A 21576-nucleotide genomic window follows, 5' to 3' on the forward strand; every position below is an offset into this window, starting at 1 on the left:
GGCGTCGAGCGTACTCACTCCCGCCAGGCCGTGGCCCTGACGCTGACGGCCACCGCGACGGCGGCGAGGAGCAAGGCGCCCGGGAAGGCGGCCCACGGCAGCGTGACCGTCGCATCGCGCGCGCCGGTGATCAGGCTCGTCACGGCGTACTTCGCCGGGGAGCCGCTCGTCACCAGGGCGAGGAGCGAGCCCAGGACCAGCGCCGCGAGCGACCACCCACGGGAGCGCAGCAGCGGCCGGCCGGTGAGGGCGCCCACGGCGGCGCCGGTCAGGACACAGGCCGTGGTGGCGATGAGCCCCGAGGCCACGGCCCAGGCGAAGCCCACGCCGCGCAGGTCGCTGACGACGGTCACGCCGAGCACCGCCACCACCCCGAGCGGGGCCGCGCAGGCGAGGGCGGCCAGGAGCGCCGCCACGTGCGCCCGCTGCCGCCCGGCCGCGGCGGCCACCACGTTCCGCGCGGCGGCGGGCTCCTGACCGAGGCAGATCCGTACCAGCCAGGCCGTGACCGGGAGCAGCGCGGCGGCAGCGAAGCCGAGGGCGCCGAGCACGGGCTCCCCGGTGCGCACGCCGACGGCGAGGAAGACCGCGTAGAGGAGCAGCGGCGCGAGCCAGCGCTGGGAGCGCAGCAGCAGGTCGGTCTGGTAGCGCAGCAGTGCGGTCGTCATGTCCGGGCGCCTTCGGTGCTCAGCTCGTGGATGTGCCAGGAGGCGTCGAGCAGCGCCCGGAGCAGCGCGTCGGAGTGCGCGGCGTCGACCGCGTACACCGTCGCCGTGCCGTCGGGTCGCGGCCCGGGCTCGCTGGAGGGTGCCCCGGGCAGCCCGTCGGGGAGCGGGCGACCGCCGGAGGCGACGATCCGGGCGCGGGGCGGCGGTACGACGGGACTCCCCTCGGCGGCCCCCGTCACCGCCCCTGCGGCCCCCACCCGTACCCGGCCCGCCTCCACCTCGTACACCGCGTCGGCCTCCCCCGCCAGCCGGCGCGGGTCGTGGTCGACGAAGACCGCCGTGCCGCCGGCCGCGACCCGCTCGCGGACCGCGCGGTCGAGTTCGCGCCGCGCGGCCGTGTCCAGGCCGGTCCACGCCTCGTCCAGGACGAGCAGCGCCGGGTCCACGAGCAGGGCCTGGGCGACGGCGACCTTCTGGCTGCTGCCCTTGGAGAGCTCGGCGAGCGGCTCGTCCGCGAAGGCGCCCGCGCCGAAGCGCTCCAGCCACTCACGCGCCCGCGCGGCCGCCTCGGCCCGGCCGAGTCCCTGGACGCGTCCGAGATGCGTCAAGTAGCGGGTCGCCGTGAACGGCAGGGCGACCGGGAAGCGCTCCGGCACGTACGACGTGCGCGGGGGCCGGCCGATGATCCGGCCCTCCGTCGCCGCGTCGACGCCCGCGACGACCCGCAGCAGCGTCGACTTGCCGCTGCCGTTGGCGCCGGTGAACCGGACGAGGGCGCCTGCGGGCAGCGCGAGGTCGACCTCGCGCAGAACCCATGGTCCGCGCGGGCCGTAGCGGCGCCCCACCCGCTCCAGGTTCAGTTGGAGGCCTTCTGCGGGGTGGCCTCGCTCGGGCGGACGATGACGAAGCCCTGGCCGTCGAGGCGGAGCTGGACGGCCTCGCCCGAGCCGCCGCGGATCATCGAACCGATGGACTGCGAGCGGTGGAGCGAGGTCTGCAGCTGCTCGCTCCAGCCGACGACGGCGTCGGTGTCGACGAAGACCGGGGACTGCGGTGTGACCGGGATGACGATCGGGGTGCCCTCGCAGGCCAGGGCGATCTTCCCCTGACCGGTGAAGACGCTGTTGAACAGGCCGCCACCGGTCATGCCGGCGCCCTTGACCGTCCTGATCTCGTACGAGAGCGTGGCGTCGAAGCAGAGCACGTTCCGGCCGTTGACGGTGAGCGCGTCGTTGGGCTCTATCTCGACGATGAAACAGTTCTGCGCCTCCTGCGCGAACCAGGCCTCGCCCTGGCCGCGCACGGCCATCAGCGCGAGGCCCTCGCCCGTCACGGCGCGCTTGAGCATGCCGCCGATGCCCTGGCCCTTGCGCTCGAACTGGAGGTCGCCGCGGAACGCGATCATCGATCCCTGACGGGCGTGCATCTCTCCGTTGACGACGTACTTCACGCACTTGGCGTTCTGCAGGCTCATGCCCGGCAACGCGGCGGTCTCGGCAAGGTGTTCGGTGGAAAAAAGATCACTCTTCATGAAAGGCATCCTGTCCCGGAACCGGCCAATCCGACAAGAAACGCCTGTGCGAGCAGTGGCAAACTGGCCGGGTGAGCAGCAACGAGACCGAAATCCACACCGAGGACACCGAGGGCACCGACGTCCGCACAGATGTCCACACGGATGTCCACACCGCCGTCCCCGCCGATGTCCGCGACGAGAAGCCCCAGTTCGTCCTGCCCCTCGTCGTGCGGATCGAGCGGGCCGAGCCCCCGGCGCGCACCGACGCGCTGGAGACCGCCGCCCGCGCCGTCCTGGAGATCCTCGCCGACGAGCGCTCGACGGGCGAAGGCGAGTGGGCGCGGGCGATGACGGAATGGCAGGACGCCCGGATCCGCAAGGTCGTGCGCCGGGCGCGCGGCGCGGAGTGGCGGCGGGCCGGGGAGCTCCCGGGGATCACGGTCACGGGCGAGTCCGCGGAGGTACGGGTGTTCCCGCCGATCCCGCTGGACGGCTGGCCCAAGGAGCTGGCGAAGCTCCAGGTGTCCGGCACGGACCTGGAGGACCCGACGGCCCCCGGCGCGGCCCTCCCCGAGGCTCCGACGCTCTGGCTCAACCCGCACCTGGACATGTCCGCGGGCAAGACGATGGCCCAGGCGGGGCACGCCGCGCAGCTCCTGTGGTGGGAGCTGTCGGACACGGACCGCAAGTCCTGGCGCGAGGCCGGCTTCCCCCTGTCCGTACGTCCGGCCACCCCCGACCACTGGGCTGAGCTGACGGCGAGCGCCCTGCCGGTGGTCCGCGACGCGGGCTTCACCGAGATCGCCCCCGGACCGACCTTCGTCTCCGAGGGAAGCGACCGGTTCGGCGCCCATGTGCGCCTGGGGCAGAGGTGACCGTGGTGCGCCCGGGGCAGGGGTGACCGTCCGGCTCGTGCCCGTTCGTGCCCGTTCGCGCGCGTTCGTGGCCGAGTTCTCCGAGTTCGGTCCGGTCGGCGACTGAACACGGCCGCCCTGTCGCACGTATCTCCCGATACCGCCAAGTGGGTTGTACGACCGCCTGGTTGGCGGTTCAGTCTGCGGTGAACGGCACCGGTGACCCGCACCGGCGCGGAGAACGTACGGGAGACACCTTGTCGCTACGCGTCAACGGCACGGCCCTGATCATCGCGGCGCTCGTCGCCACGATCGGCGCGCTCGCCTTCCCCGTCTGGTCCTACGCCGACCGCTCGGGCACCGGTCAGGCGAATCTGACCGCTTCGAGCGTGCCCACTCCGTGGGGGCCCCTGTCCGCCACCGACCGGGACTTCCTGGTGAAGGTACGGCTCGCGGGGCTGTGGGAGCTCCCGGCCGGCCAGCAGGCCGTCGAGCGCGCGCCGAGCCGGGCGATCGTGGAGTGCGGCGACCATCTCGTCGTCGGCCACACGGACCTGGACCGCCGGGCCCGCACCGTGGCCGCGAGGCTGGGCGTGGAGCTGCCGAACCAGCCGACCGAGCAGCAGCAGGGCTGGCTGCGGGAGCTGACGGCGGCGAGCGGGGAGGAGTACGAGCGGAAGTTCGCGAACCTGCTGCGCAACGCGCACGGCAAGGTGTTCGCGCTGGTCGCGGAGGTCCGGCACACCACCCGCAACTCGCTGATCCGGCAGCTGGCCAGTGACGCGAACCAGACCGTGCTCGACCACATCACCATGCTGGAGGCGACCGGGATGGTCGACTTCGACGCGCTGGCGAACGAGGCGGCGGGGCGGAAGACGGCGCCGCCGACCGGGCCGCCGGTGGTTCCGTCGCCCGTGACGCCCTTGCCGGTGCGGCCGACGGGGACGGACCAGTCGTTCACGTCCCGCCCGGTGCCGGACGGGGGGATCGTGACGCCGCACTCGATGCCGTAGGGCCGGGACACCCGGGGCCGAGACCGGCCGAGACACCCGCTAAGACCTCCGGAAGACCTCCGGAACCTCAAATCAACCTCTGAACGTCTCCCTGACTGGATTCGAACGGCTTGTTCCGGGCCATCAGGTGAGGGACTGAAGGAGGGGGACATGACGGAACTCGGGGTCGGAATCGGGTGGCGGCCGGAGATCGCGGGCGCGGTGGAGGCGCTGCCGGGCGTCGACTGGGTGGAGGTCGTGGCGGAGAACGTGTGCGCGGGCCATCTGCCGGACTCGCTGGCGCGGCTGCGTGCGCGCGGGGTCACGGTCGTCCCGCACGGGGTCTCCCTGGGGCTCGGCGGCGCCGACCGGCCGGACGCGGGGCGGCTCGCGGACCTGGCGGCGACGGCGACCGCACTGGGCGCCCCGCTGGTGACGGAGCACATCGCGTTCGTCCGCGCCGGGGGCGCCCTCACGGCGACTCCGGTGCTCGAAGCGGGCCACCTGCTGCCCGTGCCGCGCACCTGGGACGCCCTGGACGTGCTCTGCGAGAACGTACGGATCGCCCAGGACGCGCTGCCGGTGCCGCTGGCGCTGGAGAACATCGCGGCGCTGATCGCCTGGCCCGGCGAGGAGCTGACCGAGGGCCAGTTCCTTGCGGAGCTGGTGGAGCGTACGGGGGTACGGCTCCTGATCGACGTCGCGAACCTCCACACGAACCACGTCAACCGGGGCGAGTCCCCGGCGAAGGCGCTCTCCGAGCTGCCGGTCGAGGCGATCGCGTACGTCCACGTGGCGGGCGGCCTCGCCCGCGACGGCGTCTGGCACGACACCCACGCCCACCCGGTCCCGGAGCCCGTCCTGGACATCCTGTCGGACCTGGCCTCCCGGGTCTCCCCGCCGGGCGTCCTCCTGGAGCGGGACGACAACTTCCCCCCGGCCGAGGAACTGGCCTCGGAAATGACGACGATCAGGGGCCGGCTGAGGGACGCCGGCGGACGACCCGCAGCTGCCCGACCCGCCGCCGCCCGGGCGGCCACTGCCCACGCGGCCGACCCCGCACCCCTGATCGGCGCGGGGGCACGCGTCTCGGGCGGCCCGATGCCGCACTCCCGGCGTACGGCCGAGGAGGCCGAGCAGCCCGCCGAAGCGGACACCCACGCGCCCCACGCTCCCCGCGCGAACCGGCCGCACCCGAACCCCGCCGCACGGCAGAACGTGGCCGTCGCGCAGGCCTCGTTGCTGTCCGCGCTCGTCGCCGGGGCGCCCGTGCCCGAGGGGTTCGACTCGCGGCGGATCGGGGTGCAGGCCCGCGCCCTCGTCGGGAAGCGGACGGACGTGATCGCCAAGATCGCGCCCGAGCTGCCCGAGATCCTCGGCGACGGCTACCGCCCCGCGTTCCGCGCCTACGCCCGGACCCGCCCGATGTCCGGCGGCTACCGCCGCGACGCCCTCGACTTCGTCGCGCACCTGCTCGTCGCGGGACGCCCCGAGGACCCCGACGCCCGGCGTCGGCTGACCCGCTGGTGGCAGGAGCGCGCCGGCGCCCGACCGCCCCGCCCGGCCGGGCGGCTCGCCCGCGCGGCCCGTGCCGCCCGCACCGCACTCGTACGGAGGTGACGTCCCCATGAACCTGTTCGCCCTGCTCGTCTGGGCCGCCGTTCTCACCGGCTCCGCCCTGCTGATCGTCCACCTCCGCGCCGCCCGCGCCGACCGCGGGGGCTCGATCCACGACCTCAGCGAGGCCGCGTTCCTCATCGGCGGCCCGCCCCGGGTCGTCGACAGCGCGCTCGCCGCCCTGCACTCCGACGGCCGGATCGCCGTCGGGGGCCCCGGCATCGTCCTCCCGCGCCCCGGCGCGGCCCCCCGCAGCCATGTCGAGCGGGCGGTCCTCCAGGAGCTCGCCGCCGCCCCGCACGGGGCCCTGCACGACCTGCGTCTCGCCGTGATGCGCGGCCACGCCGTCCAGGAGATCGGCGACGCCCTCGCGGCGCGCGGCCTGATGGTGCCCCCCGAGGTCCGCCGCAACGGCCGGCGCAGGTGCCTCGCCCTCGCGCTCGGGTCCTTCGGGATGTTCATCCCCTCGATCGTCCTGAGCGTGGCCGTCGACCTCGACTCGTTCCAGGTGCCGTTCGTCTTCAAGGTGGGCCCCGTCCTGTTCGCGGGCTTGATCACCGGCCTCGTCTGCGGGGCCTACAACGCCGGCCGCACCACCCGGGGCGGCCGCCGGGCGGCCGGCGCGTACCAGCGGGACCACGCCTTCGCACCCGACGCCGCACACCAGGTCGCGCTGCGCGGACTGCGCGCCGTACCGGACGAGGAGCTGCGCACCCAGCTGATCGCGGCCGCGCGGATGCCCAGGGCCGCCCACGCCTCCTCCTCTGCCTCCTCGTCCGCCTCGGACGCCGCCCTGCTCGCGAGCCTGCACTGGTGCGCGGGTACGCCGGGCAACGCGGGCCCGTGCGGCGGTGGTTCGGGAGGTACCGGTGGCGGGGGCGGCGGTACGGACAGCGGCTTCGGGGGCGGCGGGTGTTCCGCCAGTGCCTGCTCCGGAGGGTCCAGTGGATCCGGCGGCGGGGGCAGCTCCTGCTCCAGCGGGTCCAGCAGCGGCGGCAGTTCGTGCTCCAGCAGTAGCAGCAGTTCCAGCTGCGGCGGCGGCTCCAGCGGCTGACCGGGTCATTTCCGCCGACACGCCCCGACGGTCCTTTACACGGCGCCCGTTCACTCCAACGATCCTGCCGTGAAAGCCCTCGCCGTGACCGGAACCGTCGGGTCGTTGACGGCCGCGCTGCTGTCCACCCTCACCGCCGCGCCCGCCACCGTGCGGGACGCGCCGCCCGCCGAGTCGGGCGGCGTGCTCGTCGCCGCCCGTCGCGCGGCCGCCGAAGGCATCGCCTTCGGCGGCTGCCCGGCGGCCGAGAAACTACCGCCGACGGTCCGGTGCGGCACCCTCCTGGTCCCCCTCGACTACGCGGACCCCGACGGCACCCGGATCCCGCTCACGGTCAGCCGGATCGAGGCCTCGGGACCGGCCGCCGACCGGCAGGGCGCGCTCCTGTACAACCCGGGCGGCCCCGGCGCGTCGTCCACGTACTTCCCCCTGGTCGCCGAACTCCCCGCCTGGAAGCGGATCGCCGCCGCGTACGACCTCGTCGGCTACGCCCCGCGCGGCGTGGGCCGCTCGGCGCCCGTCTCGTGCCAGGACCCCGTCGACCGCTCCACGGGCCCCACCCCGGCGCCGACCCAGCCGTCCGAGGTCTTCAAACAGGAGCGGATCGCCCGCGCGAAGACGTACGCGCAGGGCTGCGCGACCCGCACCGGCGAGGCGCTGCGGCACTACCACTCGCTCAACAACGCCCGCGACCTGGAGCTGCTGCGCGCCGCGCTCGGCGAGCCGAAGCTGACCTACATGGGCGCTTCCTACGGCACGTACTTCGGCGCGCTCTACGCCACGCTCTTCCCGCACCGGGTGCGCCGGATGGTCTTCGACGCGCCCGTGCACCCCGCGCCGCGCCAGATCTGGTACCTCAACAACCTCGACCAGTCACGGGCGTTCGAGCGCCGCTGGGCCGACTTCCGCACCTGGGTCGCCAAGCACGACAAGGTGTACGGCCTCGGCTCCACGGCCCAGAAGGTGCAGGAGAGTTACGAGAAGGTCCGCGCCGAACTCGCGGCGAAGCCGGCCGGCGGGCGCGTCGGCCCGGGCCAGTTGCACGGGGCGATGCTCCAGACCGGGTACCACGACGGTTACTGGCCGTTGCGCGCCACGGCGCTGGCCCGCTATCTGAAGGGCGACGCGCAGCCGCTGATCGCGCAGGCGGCGCCTAGCGAGGAGATCACGGAGGACACGGGCAACCAGGCGGCCGTCTACTCGGCGGTGGAGTGCAACGACGCGCCGTGGCCCGAGGACTTCGCCGTCTGGGACCGGGACAACACCCGGCTCGCGGCGGTCGCGCCCTTCGAGACCTGGGACAACGTCTGGTCCAACCTGCCCTGCGCGTACTGGAAGGCGCCACGCCAGAAGCCTCTGGACGTGCGGACCGGCCCGGGGGCGCTGCCGCCGGTGCTGATCCTGGCCGCCGAGCGGGACGCGGCCACGCCGTACGAGGGGGCTCTGGAGCTCCAGCGCAGGCTGGCGGGTGCGGCCCTGGTGACCGAGCGGGACGCCGGGACGCACGGCATCGGGGGCGGCGCGAACGCCTGCGTCAACGGGTACCTGGAGCGCTATCTGCTGACGGGGGCGGTGCCGGACGCTTCCGTACCGGTGACTTCGGTATCGGGCGCCCCCGAAAAGACGCCGGTGCGGCGCGCATCATGCGCGCCGCACCCGGAGCCGGACCCGGTGTCGCTGGAGCGGCGGTCGGAACTCCGTCCACCCTCTGATCTTCCGGGTCAAGGGGTGACAGCCCGGCTGGTCGCCGGGCCGCCACCGAGTCGGTAGGGCGGCCGTCAGGCCAGACCCGCCACCAGGTCCGCCACGGAACGGCGGCGGCCGGTGTAGAAGGGAACCTCCTCGCGGACGTGCATCCGCGCCTCGGAGGCGCGCAGGTGGCGCATGAGGTCGACGATGCGGTGCAGCTCGTCGGCCTCGAAGGCGAGGAGCCACTCGTAGTCGCCGAGCGAGAACGAGGCGACCGTGTTGGCGCGGACGTCCGGGTAGCCGCGGGCCATCTTGCCGTGGTCCGCGAGCATCCGGCGACGGTCCTCGTCCGGCAGCAGGTACCAGTCGTAGGAGCGCACGAAGGGGTAGACGCTCACGTAGTCGCGGGGCGTCTCGTCGGCCAGGAAGGCCGGGATGTGCGACTTGTTGAACTCGGCGGGGCGGTGCAGCGCCATGTTCGACCAGACCGGCTCCAGGGCGCGGCCCAGCTTGGTGCGGCGGAAGAGGTTGTACGCCTCCTGGAGCTCGTCGCTCGTCTCGGCGTGCCACCAGATCATGACGTCCGCGTCGGCGCGCAGACCGGAGAGGTCGTACGTGCCGCGCACGGTGATGTCCTTGGCGGCGAGCTGGTCGAACAGCTCCTGGACCTCGTCGGCGTAGCCGGCGCGGTCCTCGGGCAGGTTGTCGCGCAGCTTGAACACAGACCACAGGGTGTAGCGGATGACCTCGTTGAGGTCCTTCGCCTTCTTACCGGCGTTCGGGATCTTTTCGGGCGCACTCATACGCCTATTCTCGCCCGTCACGGACAGTGCCCAGCACCAGGGTGGGTGGTTTCCGACGTGGCGATGATCTCGTCCGCGTTCTCCGTCCCGATCTCCGCCACGATCTCGTCCGCCGCGCGTCGGCCCGAGGCGACGCAGGCGGGGATGCCGACGCCCTCGTACACGGCGCCGGCCAGGCGCAGTCCGGGTACGGCCGCGACGGCGTCACGGATGCGGGCGACGCGGGCGAGGTGGCCGACGGGGTACTGCGGGAGGCCGTCCGTCCAGCGGGTGACGGTGGTGGCGACGGGCCGGGCGGTGAGCCCGGTGGCCGCGGCGAGGTCCTTGAGGGAGGCCTCGACGAGGTCGGCGTCGTCGCGGTGGACCTGCTCCTCCTCGCCGTAGCGGCCGACGGAGGTCCGCAGGACGAACAGGTCGGGGGCCGCGTCGGAGACCCACTGCCACTTCTGGCTGGAGAACGTGGACGCCTTGATGGTGTGCCCGTCGACGGGCGGCACGAGGAACCCGGAACCGGGCAGCCCGTGCACGTCCTGGCGCCGGAAGGCGAAGGTGACAAGGGCCATCGAGGCGTACTCGACCCTGGCCAGCTCCCCCGCCGCCGCGGGCGCCTCGGGCCCGAGGAGCTCGGCGGCGGCCCAGGCGGGCGCGGCGACGACGACCGCGTCGGCGCGGAACTCCCGGCCGCCGGCGACGATCCGCCACCGTCCGCCGTCCGCCGCCCGGCGCACCTCGGTCACCGGCATGAGGGTCAGGATCTCGCCGCCCGCCGCGCGGATCGCCGTGGCGACGGCCTCGGGGAGGGTGCCGATCCCGCCCTCGATGCCCGCGAAGACGGAGCCGCCGAGGCCGGTGCCGGCGCCCGCCGCGTCGGACGGGGTCGCGGCGCCCGCCCGCTGGACGGCGCGGACGGCGTCGGTGAGCGTCGGGTGGCTGCGGGCGGCGGCGAAGAGGGCGGGCACGGCGGCCCGCAGGGAGATGCGGTAGGCGTCTCCGGCGTACACCCCGCCGAGCAGCGGCTCGACGAGCCGGTCGACGACCTCGTGGCCCATGCGCTCGGCGACGTACGCGCCGATGGCGATGTCCTCGCCGATCTCGGCGGGGGGCAGTTCGCGGTCGCGCCCGACCCGGCGCAGGCCCTCGTCGGAGAGCAGCTCGGCGAGGGCCGCCGCGTCGCCGGGGACGCCCATGACGTGGCCCTTGGGCATCGGGCGGAGCGTGCCCCGGCTCCAGACGGACGCCGTGGTCGTGGCGGGCGCGCACAGCCGGTCGCCGAGTCCGACGGCGCGGGCGAGCGCGACCGCCTCGGGGCGGCGGGCGAGCAGCGACTCGGCGCCGAGGTCGACGGGGGCGCCGGCGATCTCGCCGGCGAGGAGCTTGCCGCCGAGCCGGTCGCCGCCTTCGAGCACGGTCACGCGCAGGCCGGCCGAGACCAGTCTGTGGGCCGCCGCGAGACCCGCGATTCCGCCTCCGACGACAACGACATGCGCCCGTGCCCTGCTGACCGTGGTGTCCGCGTTCATGGCTCCACTCTCTCAAACCCGTTCCGAGGCCAGAACGTGACCGCTTCGCTACCGCCGGAGGGCAACCCGCGAGGCGGGGTCGCACGTCGAACCGACATCACTCACCACCACCTCAGGGGGGATCCTGTGCGAGGAGCGCGAAGAGCAGCCGTGGCGCTGCTGATGGTCTCGTTGGCGCTGACCGGCTGCGGCGCCGGCGCGTCCGACAGCGGCGCCGACGAAAAGGGGGTGAGCGCGGCGAGGCCGGCCGAGGGCGCCGCCGACCAGGGGTACGAGTCCGACAAGGCCGCGGGCAGCGGGGCGCCGGACGCGAAGAACCCCTCCGCCCCCGCCAAGGGACAGCAGCAGCACATCATCCGTACCGCCGAACTGACCGTGGAGGTCAAGGACGCGACGAAGGCCCTGGCCACCGCCCGCCGGGTCACCGAGAACGCGGGCGGTCATGTCGCCAACGAGGCGACCGAGCGGATCGACGACTCGCACGTGACCTCCCGGATCGTGCTGCGCGTGCCGCAGGCCTCCTACGAGTCGGTGCTGGGGGAGCTCGCGGGCACCGGGAAGCTGCTCTCCCGTAAGGCGGACGCCAAGGACGTCACCGAGCAGGTGGTGGACGTGGAGAGCCGGATCGCGAGCCAGCGGGCGAGCGTCGACCGGGTCCGCAAGCTGATGGACCAGGCCACGAAGCTGAGTGACGTGGTCACCCTGGAGGGCGAGCTGAGCCGCCGTCAGGCCGACCTGGAGTCGCTCCTCGCCCAGCAGGCCTCGCTGAAGGACCGTACGGCCCTGGCGACGATCACTCTCGAACTCACCGAGAAGGAGACGGCGAAGCCGGCGGAGAGCGAGGAACGGCCGGGCTTCCTGGACGCGCTCGCGGGCGGCTGGAACGCGCTGGTGGCCGCGCTGACCTGGATCGGGATCGTCCTGGCGGCGCTGGCGCCGTGGCTCGCGGTGGCCCTCGTCGGCTACCTGGTGTGGCGGTACGTGATCCGGCCGCGCCGCGCGGCGCGGCGCCCCGCGCCGGGCCCGTGGACCGGCCCGGCGGCCGGCGCGGAGGAGCGGCCCGCTTCCACCGACTGAACGACCGCGCCGACGTAGCGTGTTCGTATGAGCGAACGACTGGTGGTCATCGGCGGCGACGCGGCGGGCATGTCCGCCGCGTCGCAGGCACGCAGACTCAAGGGCCCCGAGGAGCTGGAGATCGTCGCCTTCGAGCGCGGTCACTTCAGCTCGTACTCGGCCTGCGGCATCCCGTACTGGGTCGGCGGCGACGTCGCCGAGCGCGACGAGCTGATCGCGCGTACCCCCGAGGAGCACCGGGCGCGCGAGATCGACCTGCGGATGCGGACGGAGGTCGTCGAGATCGACGTGCCCGGGCAGCGGGTGCGCGCGCGGGACCTGGAGTCGGGCACGGAGGCGTGGACGGGCTTCGACAAGCTGGTGATCGCGACCGGCGCGCGACCGATGCGGCCGCCGCTGCCGGGGATGGACGCGCCGGGCGTGCACGGCGTGCAGACCCTCGACGACGGGCAGTCGCTGCTCGACTCGCTGGCGCGCACGGAGGGCCGGCGTGCGGTCGTCGTGGGCGCCGGGTACATCGGCGTGGAGATGGCCGAGGCGCTCCTGAACCGGGGCTACGAGGTGACGGTCCTCAACCGGGGCGAGCAGCCGATGGCGACGCTCGACCCGGACATGGGGCGCCTGGTCCACCAGGTGATGGACGGCCTCGGGATCACGACGGTCGGCTCCTCGCCGGTCACCAAGATCCTCACGGGGGACGACAGCCGGGTCCGGGCGGTGGCGACGGAGGACGGGGAGTACCCGGCGGACGTGGTGGTCCTCGGGATGGGTGTCGTACCGGAGACGCGCCTCGCGGCGGCTGCCGGGCTGCCGCTCGGTGCGTACGGCGGGCTGCTCACCGACCTCGCGATGCGGGTGCGGGGTCACGAGAACATCTGGGCGGGCGGTGACTGCGTCGAGGTCCTCGACCTGGTGTCGGGGCGCGAGCGGCACATCGCGCTCGGCACGCACGCCAACAAGCACGGTCAGGTCATCGGTTCGAACGTGGGCGGTGGTTACGCCACGTTCCCTGGCGTGGTGGGCACGGCGGTGTCGAAGGTCTGCGATCTGGAGATCGCTCGGACGGGGCTGCGCGAGAAGGAGGCCCGGGAGGTGGGGCTTCGGTACGTCGCGGTGACGATCGAGTCGACCAGCCGGGCGGGCTACTACCCCGGCGCGGCCCCGATGACGGTGAAGATGCTCGCGGAGCGCCGTACGGGCCGGCTGCTCGGGGTGCAGATCGTGGGCCGCGAGGGGGCCGCCAAGCGGGTGGACATCGCGGCGGTGGCGTTGACGGCCGGGATGACGGTGGAGCAGATGACGGCGCTCGACCTGGGGTACGCGCCACCGTTCTCACCCGTGTGGGACCCGGTGCTCATCGCGGCGCGGAAGGCGGTGGCGGCGGTCCGGGCGGCGGGCTGACCCGAGCGGAGCACGCATCACGGGTGACGGCTTGCGACCCTCCCATCACCATGGGTGACTGGTCACATGATCCGACACACTCTGCGTGCGCTCTGCGCCGCCACCCTCGTCATAGCCCCGCTCGCCCTGACCGCGACGCCCGCCCACGCGGCGACCACGTGCACGGTCAACGGCGCCGCCGTCACCTCCACGAACGTGGTGGGCACGGCCGGCGCCGACTTCATCACCTGTGGCACGGTCTCGGCCGGCGACACGGTGAACGGTCAGGGCGGCGCCGACTACATCATCGTCACCGGCAACGTCGCCGGCACCGTCAGGGGCGGCGCCGGCCGCGACTACGTCCAGGTCGGCGGACCGGTCGCGGCGACCGGCGCCGTGCACGGGGACGCGGACAGCGACTACGTCCGCGCCGGCGCGAACGCGGGCGTCGTCAACGGCGGCCTCGGGTTCGACTTCTGCCGCGTGGCTTCCGGCAACCCGCCCGTCAACTGCGAGGGCTGAGCCCCACCCGCGCGCGGACGGCCGTCAGACGGCCGTCCGCGTGTGCACGTGCTCCACAAGACGCGTCAGGGCCGTCGGGTCGGTCGTCGGCAGCACGCCGTGGCCCAGGTTGAAGATGTGCCCCTCGAGCCTCTTGGCGGCGGCCAGGACCTCGTCCGCCTTGGCCTCGACGGCCTCCGTGGTGGAGAAGAGCACGGCCGGGTCCAGGTTGCCCTGGAGCGCCTTGCCGGGGCCGACGCGGCGGGCGGCCTCGTCGAGCGAGACCCGGTAGTCGACGCCCATGACGTCCGCGCCGGCCTCGCCCATGAGGCCGAGGAGCTCGCCGGTGCCCACACCGAAGTGGATGCGCGGGACCCCGTACGAGGCGACGGACTCCAGGACCTTCGCGGAGGCGGGCATCACGGAGCGGCGGTAGTCGGCCGGGGCGAGCGCGCCGACCCAGGAGTCGAAGAGCTGGACGGCGGAGGCGCCGGCCTCGATCTGGACCTTGAGGAAGGCCGAGGTGATCTCGGCGAGGCGGTCGAGCAGATCGGCCCACAGCTGCGGGTCGCCGTACATCAGCGCCTTGGTGTGCTCGTGATTGCGGGACGGGCCGCCCTCGACGAGGTAGCTCGCGAGGGTGAAAGGCGCGCCGGCGAAACCGATGAGCGGGGTGGAGCCGAGCTCGCCGGTGAGCATCCCGATGGCCTCGGTGACGTAGTGGACGTCCTCGGGGGTCAGGTCGCGGAGCCGGGCGAGGTCGGCGCGGGTCCGGATCGGGTCGGCGACGACCGGGCCGACGCCCGGCTTGATGTCGAGGTCGATGCCGATGGCCTTCAGCGGGACCACGATGTCGCTGAAGTAGATCGCCGCGTCCACGTTGTGGCGGCGCACGGGCTGCAGCGTGATCTCGGTGACGAGCTCGGGCCGCATGCAGGACTCGAGCATCGGGATGCCCTCGCGGACCTTCAGGTACTCGGGCAGCGAGCGCCCGGCCTGCCGCATGAACCAGACCGGCGTGTGCGGCACGGGCTCACGCCTGCAGGCCTTCAGGAAGGCGGAGTCGTACGTCTGCGGCTGGTGCTTCGTCTCAATGGCGCTCACGCCCAGAATCTTCGCATGCACGCGCAAGCCGCCCGCCGGGGTGGGGTGTGCCTCCCTGCGCGCGGCCCCCGTTCCGCCTACTCTTCCCCGCATGGCTGCGGCTCAGGGACATTTTTCCGATCATTCCGACGGTGACGGAGGCAAAGACGACACGGAGGCGAACGCGGTGCCACCCGCCTTCAAGAGAGCGGTCGACGCCCTGCGGGCGGCCCGGCTGCGGCCGGAACTGGAGATCGACCCGACCAGGCCGCCGCAGCGCCTGGCCCCGTACGCGTACGCACTGGAGGCGGCCGTCGTGGAGGGCGAGGACGATCTCGCCGACGGCCGGCTGGTGCTGCTGCACGACCCGGCGGGGCACGACGCCTGGAAGGGTACGTTCCGGCTCGTGACGCTCGTACGGGCGGAGCTGGAGCCCGAGATGGCGGCGGACCCGCTGCTGCCGGAGGTCTGCTGGTCGTGGCTGACCGGCGCGCTGGAGGCGCGCGGCCTGGCGTACGGGGAGGCGAGCGGGACGGTCACCCAGGCCGGTTCGCACTACTTCGGCGGCCTCGCCGAGCGGCGCCCGGCGACGCAGATCGAGATCCGGGCGTCGTGGACGCCGCAGGAAGCGCTGGGCGGGGTGCCGGACACCGGGGCGCATCTGGCGGCCTGGTGCGACCTGCTCTGCCAGATCGCGGGCCTGCCGCCGTCGCTCGCGGACCCGGGGGCGGGAACGATCTCGGGCGCGGGGGTCGTCTCGCTGCCACAGCGCAGGGGCCCGCAGCAGCCGTAGTCGGCGGGTCCGGTCGGGGCGCGGGGGCCCCTCGGGAGGGGCCCCCGGGAGGGGCTCCGGCGGGCCCTCGACGGGCCCCCGGAGAGGGTCTCGTACGGGCCGTCGGCATCGCCCGTACGGAGGCAAACTCGTAGGATGATCGATCACGCGTCCGAATTGCCCGAATTGTTACTCACCAAATCGTGATCTTTCCCTAAAGGCGGGCGGCCGAGCTGCCGAAGAGGTCATTGACCCCTTCACCGCACGGGTTCGCCCCCGGCTTCTTCCCCGAGCCGGCTCCGTCCCGCATCTCCCCAGGAGGCCGTGTGTCCGTTCTCCTCGAGCAGCCCGCAAGCCTGGTCGCCTACCGCCCGAACAAGCCGACGGCCATGGTCGTCGTGGCCGACCCGCGTGTTCGCTCCACCGTCACCCGCCACCTGTGGGCCCTCGGCGTACGCGACGTCATCGAGGCGTCGTCCATCGCCGAGGCCCGTCCCCGCGTCGGCAACCCACGCGACATCTGCGTGGCCGACGTCCACCTCCCCGACGGCAGCGGCCTCACGCTGCTGTCCGAGACCCGCGCGGCGGGCTGGCCCAACGGCCTGGCCCTCTCCGCGGCCGACGACATCGGCGCGGTACGCAACGCGCTGGCCGGTGGCGTCAAGGGTTACGTCGTCACCGGTACGCGGACCAACATCGGGCACCCCACCCGCCCCGGCGCCGCCCCCATCGGCGCCGCGGCAGCCCGTCTCGGCCACCGCCGCCCCCCGGGTGCTCCGAGCCACCCGGGCGGCTACCGCGAGCTCTCCGGCCGTGAGGTCGAGGTGCTCCGGCTTGTGGCCGAAGGCCAGTCGAACAAGGCGATCGGCGTCTCCATGGGCCTGTCCGCCCTGACCGTGAAGAGCCACCTCGCCCGGATCGCCCGCAAGCTGGGCACCGGCGACCGGGCCGGCATGGTCGCGGTGGCGCTGCGCACCGGAATCATCCACTGAACCCATCGAGTCCACCGAGTCCACTGAGCCCCTGGAGTCCCCGAACGGGCACCCCGCGCGGTTGACGAAACATCGGCGCCTGTCGACGGAACGTTCCGTCGACAGGCGCTTGCCGTTCACAGATACCCTTGACACGTGACCGACGCCCAAGAGACCGCAGCAGACACAGCACTGCGAACCACCGGGGGCGCTCCCCCGGACGACGACGTCCCTGCGAACGGGCTGCCGATCCCCTTGCTGGAGCCCCGTGAGGGCATGCCGCCCGTCGTGGCGACCGACGAGGCGCTCGCCGAGGTGATCGCCGCCTTCGCCGCGGGCCGCGGGCCCGTCGCCGTCGACGCCGAGCGCGCCTCCGGGTACCGCTACGGCCAGCGCGCCTATCTCGTCCAGCTCCGCCGCGAGGGCGCGGGCACCGCGCTCGTCGACCCGGTGGGCTGCCCGGACCTTTCCGGCCTCGGTGAGGCGCTCGCGGGGACCGAGTGGATCCTGCACGCCGCGACCCAGGACCTGCCGTGCCTGCGGGACATAGGCATGGTGCCGAGCCGGCTGTTCGACACCGAGCTGGCGGGCCGGCTCGCGGGCTTCCCGCGGGTCGGGCTCGGGGCCATGGTCGAGTCCGTACTCGGTTACGCCCTGGAGAAGGGGCACTCCGCGGTGGACTGGTCCACCCGCCCGCTGCCCGAGCCCTGGCTCCGGTACGCCGCGCTGGACGTCGAGCTTCTCGTCGACCTGCGTGACGCATTGGAGAAGGAGCTCGACCGGCAGGGCAAGCTGGAGTGGGCCCTGGAGGAGTTCGACGCGATCGCCTCGGCTCCGCCCGCGCCGCCGCGCAAGGACCCGTGGCGACGGACCTCCGGCATGCACAAGGTCCGCCGTCGCCGTCAGATGGCGGTGGTACGGGAGCTGTGGGAGGCCCGGGACCGGATCGCCCAGCGGCGGGACGTCTCGCCGGGCAAGGTGCTGAGCGACGCGGCGATCGTGGAGGCGGCGCTGGCGGTTCCTTTGAATGTCGCGGCGCTGACCGCGCTGCCCGGGTTCGGGCACCGCATGGGCCGCCGGCAGCTGGAGCAGTGGCAGTCGGCCGTGGACCGGGCGAAGGCCCTTTCGGACAACGAGCTGCCCCAGCCGGGCGCGCAGGTCGCGGGCCCGCCGCCGCCGCGCGCGTGGGCGGACAAGGACCCGGCGGCGGCCGCGCGCCTCTCGGCGGCACGGGCGGCGGTCTCGGCGCTCGCGGAGGAGCTGAACCTCCCCCAGGAGAACCTGATCACCCCGGACACGGTCCGCCGCGTCTGCTGGGAACCCCCGACCCCGGACCAGGTCGCCACCGCCCTGTCCGGCTACGGCGCCCGCCCGTGGCAGGTGACCCTGGTGACCCCGCTGCTGGTGGAGGCCCTGGCGGCAACGGAGTAGCTTTCCCCCACCCCGCCCCGAAATCCAGCCCCGCCGGCGTTTGAGGCGCGGGGTCTGGGGCGGAGCCCCAGTTCGGGAAGGGGCGGGGTGGGGAAAGAGCCCGCCGCAGGCGCCCCGGGCTCCGCACGCCCTCCACTCCCCGAGTGTGACCTTCGCCGCTCCCGCCCAGGGGGCTGGGCAGCTTGGTTACCCACAAGTAGCATGGGGGGAGCAAGCGCACGCTTAGTCGCGTGCCGCAGCAGTGCCATCCCGCACCTGGAGGAGAGCCATCGTGCCTCGTACCGTCAGGGACGTCGTCTTCGTCGACGGCGTCCGCACCCCGTTCGGCAAGGCGGGCCCGAAGGGCATCTACCACGAGACCCGCGCCGACGATCTCGTCGTGAAGGCCATCCGGGAGCTGCTGCGCCGCAACCCCGGCCTCGACCCCGCGAAGATCGACGAGGTCGCCATCGCCGCGACCACGCAGATCGGTGACCAGGGTCTGACCCTCGGCCGCACCGCCGGCATCCTCGCCGGGCTGCCGCAGTCCGTCCCGGGCTACTCCATCGACCGCATGTGCGCCGGTGCCCTCACCGCCGTGACGAGCGTCGCCGGCTCCATCGCCTTCGGCGCGTACGACGCCGTCATCGCGGGCGGTGTCGAGCACATGGGCCGTCACCCCATGGGCGAGGGCGTCGACCCGAACCCGCGGTTCGTGAGCGAGAAGCTCGTCGACGAGTCCGCCCTGTTCATGGGCATGACCGCCGAGAACCTGCACGACCGCTACCCGAGCATCACCAAGCAGCGTGCCGACGAGTACGCCGTGCGCTCGCAGGAGAAGGCCGCCAAGGCGTACGCCGACGGCAAGATCCAGCAGGACCTGGTGCCGATCTCGGTCCGCCGCACCAACGCCGAGGCCGGCGAGACCGGCTGGGGCCTGGTCACCGCCGACGAGCCGATGCGCCCGGGTACGACCCTGGAGTCGCTGGCGAACCTGAAGACGCCGTTCCGCGTCCACGGCAACGTCACCGCGGGCAACGCGGCCGGTCTCAACGACGGCGCCACCGCCTCGATCATCGCCTCCGAGGACTTCGCACGCGAGCACAACCTCCCGGTGAAGATGCGCCTCGTCTCGTACGCCTTCGCCGGCGTCGAGCCCGAGGTCATGGGCTACGGGCCGATCCCGGCCACCGAGAAGGCGCTCGCGCAGGCCGGTCTGTCCATCGAGGACATCGACCTCTTCGAGGTCAACGAGGCCTTCGCGGTCCAGGTCCTCGCCTTCCTGGAGCACTACGGCATCGCCGACGACGACGCCCGCGTCAACCAGTACGGCGGCGCGATCGCCTACGGTCACCCGCTCGCCTCCTCCGGCGTCCGCCTGATGACGCAGCTGGCCCGCCAGTTCGAGGAGAACCCGCAGGTCCGCTACGGCCTCAACACCATGTGCGTCGGCTTCGGCATGGGCGCCACTGTCATCTGGGAAAACCCCCACTGGGAGGGCAAGTGAGCACCACCGCCGAGCTTCTGAAGGGTGCGGCCGAGCTGTTCCCGGACGAGGTCGTCACCAGCGCCCACGTACGGCACTTCGAACTCCCGGCGAACGCCGGCCGGTTCGCGCTGATCACGCTGGACAACGGCTTCGACCACACCAAGCCGACCACCTTCGGTCCGCAGTCCCTGGCGAACCTCAGCATCGCCATCGACCAGGTCGAGAAGGAAGCCGCCGAGGGTTCCATCGTCGGTGTCGGTGTCACCGGTAAGCCGTTCATCTTCGCCGTCGGCGCCGACCTCAAGGGCGTCGAGCTGCTCAAGCAGCACTCCGACGCGCTCGCCATTGGCAAGGGTGGCCACGACGTCTTCAAGCGTCTTTCCGCGCTGGCCGTGCCGACCTTCGCGTACTACAACGGCGCGGCGATGGGCGGCGGTGTCGAGGTCGGTCTGCACTGCACCTACCGCACCGTCTCCAAGGCCCTGCCGGCCTTCTCGCTGCCCGAGGTCTTCCTCGGTCTCGTCCCCGGCTGGGGCGGCTGCACGATCCTGCCGAACCTGATCGGCGCCGAGAAGGCCGTCACGGTCATCATCGAGAACTCGCTGAACCAGAACCGTCAGCTCAAGGGCAAGCAGGTCTTCGAGCTCGGCATCGCCGACGCGCTCTTCGAGGGCGCGGACTTCCTGGAGCAGTCGCTGATCTGGACCGCCTCCGTCCTCAACGGCACGGTCACGGTGGAGCGTCCGGAGATCGACCGCGGTGAGGGCTGGGACCAGGCCGTCGCCAAGGGCCGGTTCATCGCCGACTCCAAGGTGCACGGCGCGGCCCCGGCCGCGTACCGCGCCCTGGACATCATCGCCGCCTCCAAGGACGGCGACCTCCAGGCCGGTTTCGACGCCGAGGACCAGGCGCTCGCCGACCTGATCATGGGCGGCGAGCTCCGCTCCGGCATCTACGCCTTCAACCTGGTGCAGAAGCGCGCCAAGCGGCCGGCCGGTGCCCCGGACAAGTCGCTGGCCCGCCCGGTCACCAAGGTCGGTGTCGTCGGCGCCGGTCTGATGGCCTCCCAGCTCGCCCTGCTCTTCCTGCGCCGCCTGGAGGTGCCGGTCGTCCTGACCGACATCGACCAGGAGCGCGTCGACAAGGGCGTGGGCTACGTCCACGGCGAGATCGAGAAGCTGCTCGGCAAGGGCCGGATCAACCAGGACAAGGCCAACCGCCTGAAGGGCCTGGTCTCCGGTGTCCTGGACAAGGCCGCGGGCTTCGCGGACGCGGACTTCATCATCGAGGCCGTGTTCGAGGAGATGTCGGTCAAGCAGAAGGTGTTCGCGGAGGTCGAGGCGGTCGCCCCGGCGCACGCGATCCTCGCCACCAACACCTCCTCGCTCTCGGTCTCCGAGATGGCCTCGAAGCTCCAGCACCCGGAGCGCGTGGTCGGCTTCCACTTCTTCAACCCGGTCGCGATCCTCCCGCTCCTGGAGATCGTCCGCGGCGAGAAGACGGACGACGCCTCGCTCGCCACCGCCTTCGGTGTCGCGAAGAAGCTGAAGAAGACCGCGGTCCTCACCAAGGACGCCCCGGCGTTCGTCGTGAACCGCATCCTGACCCGCTTCATGGGCGAGATCCAGAACGTCATCGACGAGGGCACCTCGGTCGAGACGGCCGAGAAGGCGATCGAGCCGCTCGGTCTGCCGATGTCGCCGCTGGTGCTCCTGGAGCTCGTCGGCCCGGCGATCGGTCTGCACGTCTCCGAGACCCTGAACCGCGCCTTCCCGGAGCGCTTCACCGTCTCCCCGAACCTGGCGGCCGTCGTCAAGGCCGGCAAGCGCGGCTTCTACGTCTACTCCGCCGAGAACAACTTCAAGCCGGAGCTGGACCCCGAGGTCGCCGCCCTCCTCAAGCAGGGCGACGTCGTCCTGACGGAGGAGCAGGTTCGCGCCCGCGTCCTGGACGCGGTGGCGCAGGAGATCGGCCTGATGCTGGAGGAGGGTGTCGTCGCCGAGGCGCAGGACATCGACCTCTGCCTGATCACGGGCGCGGGCTGGCCCTTCCACCTGGGCGGCATCACGCCGTACCTGGACCGTGAGGGCGTCTCCCAGCGGGTGAACGGCAAGCCGTTCCTCGCGCAGGGCGTCGCGAGCGTCCCGGCGTAACGTACGGGACGTAGCAAGCGAACGGCCCCG

The 21576-nt window shown here is 73.0% G+C and carries 19 protein-coding genes; 13 read left to right on the top strand and 6 right to left on the bottom strand.

What is annotated here, in order from left to right; all coding sequences use genetic code 11:
* Positions 1-14: 14 nt before the first annotated feature.
* Genes ACFWRO_RS07495 through ACFWRO_RS07505 form a run of 3 tightly spaced genes read right to left on the bottom strand, consistent with a single transcriptional unit; the run spans position 15 to position 2199 of the window.
* Complete coding sequence (locus ACFWRO_RS07495; RefSeq protein ID WP_384505656.1) at positions 15-668, bottom strand: ABC transporter; 654 nt, start codon at positions 666-668, stop codon at positions 15-17.
* Positions 665-1528: an ATP-binding cassette domain-containing protein gene (locus ACFWRO_RS07500; RefSeq protein ID WP_384506320.1), complete on the bottom strand. Its 864-nt coding sequence runs from the start codon at positions 1526-1528 to the stop codon at positions 665-667. The genes ACFWRO_RS07495 and ACFWRO_RS07500 overlap by 4 nt, the downstream gene beginning before the upstream one ends.
* Positions 1525-2199, bottom strand: coding sequence for an AIM24 family protein (locus tag ACFWRO_RS07505; protein ID WP_384505658.1), 675 nt, complete (start codon positions 2197-2199; stop codon positions 1525-1527). The genes ACFWRO_RS07500 and ACFWRO_RS07505 overlap by 4 nt, the downstream gene beginning before the upstream one ends.
* Positions 2200-2396: 197 nt before the next feature.
* On the opposite strand from ACFWRO_RS07505, the gene ACFWRO_RS07510 reads away from it, so the two are divergent.
* The 5 genes from ACFWRO_RS07510 (at position 2397) to ACFWRO_RS07530 (ending at position 8468) form a co-directional block, all read left to right on the top strand.
* Positions 2397-3056 carry a peptidyl-tRNA hydrolase gene (locus ACFWRO_RS07510; RefSeq protein ID WP_384506323.1) on the top strand — a complete coding sequence of 220 codons (660 nt, stop codon included), beginning with the start codon at positions 2397-2399 and terminating at the stop codon, positions 3054-3056.
* Positions 3057-3292: 236 nt separating this feature from the next.
* A complete protein-coding gene (locus tag ACFWRO_RS07515) occupies positions 3293-4048 on the top strand; it encodes a DUF4142 domain-containing protein (protein WP_384505660.1) in 756 nt (251 codons plus the stop codon).
* A 150-nt stretch (positions 4049-4198) separates the two neighbouring features.
* The gene (locus tag ACFWRO_RS07520) at positions 4199-5647 is read left to right on the top strand and encodes a DUF692 domain-containing protein (protein WP_384505663.1); all 1449 of its coding nucleotides are present in this window, start codon (positions 4199-4201) and stop codon (positions 5645-5647) included.
* 7 nt (positions 5648-5654) lie between these two features.
* Positions 5655-6698 carry a TIGR04222 domain-containing membrane protein gene (locus tag ACFWRO_RS07525; RefSeq protein WP_384505666.1) on the top strand — a complete coding sequence of 348 codons (1044 nt, stop codon included), beginning with the start codon at positions 5655-5657 and terminating at the stop codon, positions 6696-6698.
* A gap of 69 nt (positions 6699-6767) precedes the next feature.
* Positions 6768-8468 carry an alpha/beta hydrolase gene (locus ACFWRO_RS07530; protein ID WP_384505669.1) on the top strand — a complete coding sequence of 567 codons (1701 nt, stop codon included), beginning with the start codon at positions 6768-6770 and terminating at the stop codon, positions 8466-8468.
* Positions 8469-8476: 8 nt separating this feature from the next.
* Here the strand turns inward: ACFWRO_RS07530 and hemQ are convergent, their stop codons facing one another.
* Together hemQ and hemG are read right to left on the bottom strand one after the other, a co-directional pair.
* Complete coding sequence (gene hemQ / locus ACFWRO_RS07535) at positions 8477-9190, bottom strand: hydrogen peroxide-dependent heme synthase (protein ID WP_384505671.1); 714 nt, start codon at positions 9188-9190, stop codon at positions 8477-8479.
* Positions 9191-9207: 17 nt separating this feature from the next.
* Positions 9208-10710: a protoporphyrinogen oxidase gene (gene hemG, locus ACFWRO_RS07540; protein ID WP_384505673.1), complete on the bottom strand. Its 1503-nt coding sequence runs from the start codon at positions 10708-10710 to the stop codon at positions 9208-9210.
* Between the two features lie 150 nt (positions 10711-10860).
* Between hemG and ACFWRO_RS07545 the strand changes: the two genes are divergently transcribed.
* The 3 genes from ACFWRO_RS07545 (at position 10861) to ACFWRO_RS07555 (ending at position 13689) form a co-directional block, all read left to right on the top strand.
* Positions 10861-11787, top strand: coding sequence for a DUF4349 domain-containing protein (locus tag ACFWRO_RS07545; protein WP_384505676.1), 927 nt, complete (start codon positions 10861-10863; stop codon positions 11785-11787).
* 27 nt (positions 11788-11814) lie between these two features.
* Positions 11815-13188: an FAD-dependent oxidoreductase gene (locus ACFWRO_RS07550; RefSeq protein ID WP_384505679.1), complete on the top strand. Its 1374-nt coding sequence runs from the start codon at positions 11815-11817 to the stop codon at positions 13186-13188.
* 66 nt (positions 13189-13254) lie between these two features.
* A complete protein-coding gene (locus ACFWRO_RS07555) occupies positions 13255-13689 on the top strand; it encodes a hypothetical protein (protein WP_384505682.1) in 435 nt (144 codons plus the stop codon).
* Between the two features lie 24 nt (positions 13690-13713).
* On the opposite strand, the gene hemE is transcribed toward ACFWRO_RS07555, so the two are convergent.
* Positions 13714-14772 carry a uroporphyrinogen decarboxylase gene (hemE, locus tag ACFWRO_RS07560; protein WP_384505685.1) on the bottom strand — a complete coding sequence of 353 codons (1059 nt, stop codon included), beginning with the start codon at positions 14770-14772 and terminating at the stop codon, positions 13714-13716.
* Between the two features lie 91 nt (positions 14773-14863).
* On the opposite strand from hemE, the gene ACFWRO_RS07565 reads away from it, so the two are divergent.
* From ACFWRO_RS07565 to ACFWRO_RS07585, 5 genes are all read left to right on the top strand, one after another.
* A complete protein-coding gene (locus tag ACFWRO_RS07565) occupies positions 14864-15544 on the top strand; it encodes a DUF3000 domain-containing protein (protein WP_384505688.1) in 681 nt (226 codons plus the stop codon).
* A 305-nt stretch (positions 15545-15849) separates the two neighbouring features.
* A complete protein-coding gene (locus ACFWRO_RS07570; protein WP_015037008.1) occupies positions 15850-16515 on the top strand; it encodes a response regulator transcription factor in 666 nt (221 codons plus the stop codon).
* Between the two features lie 135 nt (positions 16516-16650).
* Complete coding sequence (locus ACFWRO_RS07575; RefSeq protein ID WP_384505692.1) at positions 16651-17925, top strand: HRDC domain-containing protein; 1275 nt, start codon at positions 16651-16653, stop codon at positions 17923-17925.
* Between the two features lie 271 nt (positions 17926-18196).
* The gene (locus ACFWRO_RS07580; RefSeq protein ID WP_384505695.1) at positions 18197-19411 is read left to right on the top strand and encodes a thiolase family protein; all 1215 of its coding nucleotides are present in this window, start codon (positions 18197-18199) and stop codon (positions 19409-19411) included.
* Positions 19408-21546, top strand: a complete 2139-nt coding sequence (locus ACFWRO_RS07585) for a 3-hydroxyacyl-CoA dehydrogenase NAD-binding domain-containing protein (protein ID WP_384505698.1) — start codon at positions 19408-19410, stop codon at positions 21544-21546. Before ACFWRO_RS07580 ends, ACFWRO_RS07585 begins: the two co-directional genes overlap by 4 nt.
* Positions 21547-21576 lie beyond the last annotated feature (30 nt).

This window comes from Streptomyces sp. NPDC058579 (genome assembly GCF_042718575.1).
GTDB lineage: Bacteria > Actinomycetota > Actinomycetes > Streptomycetales > Streptomycetaceae > Streptomyces.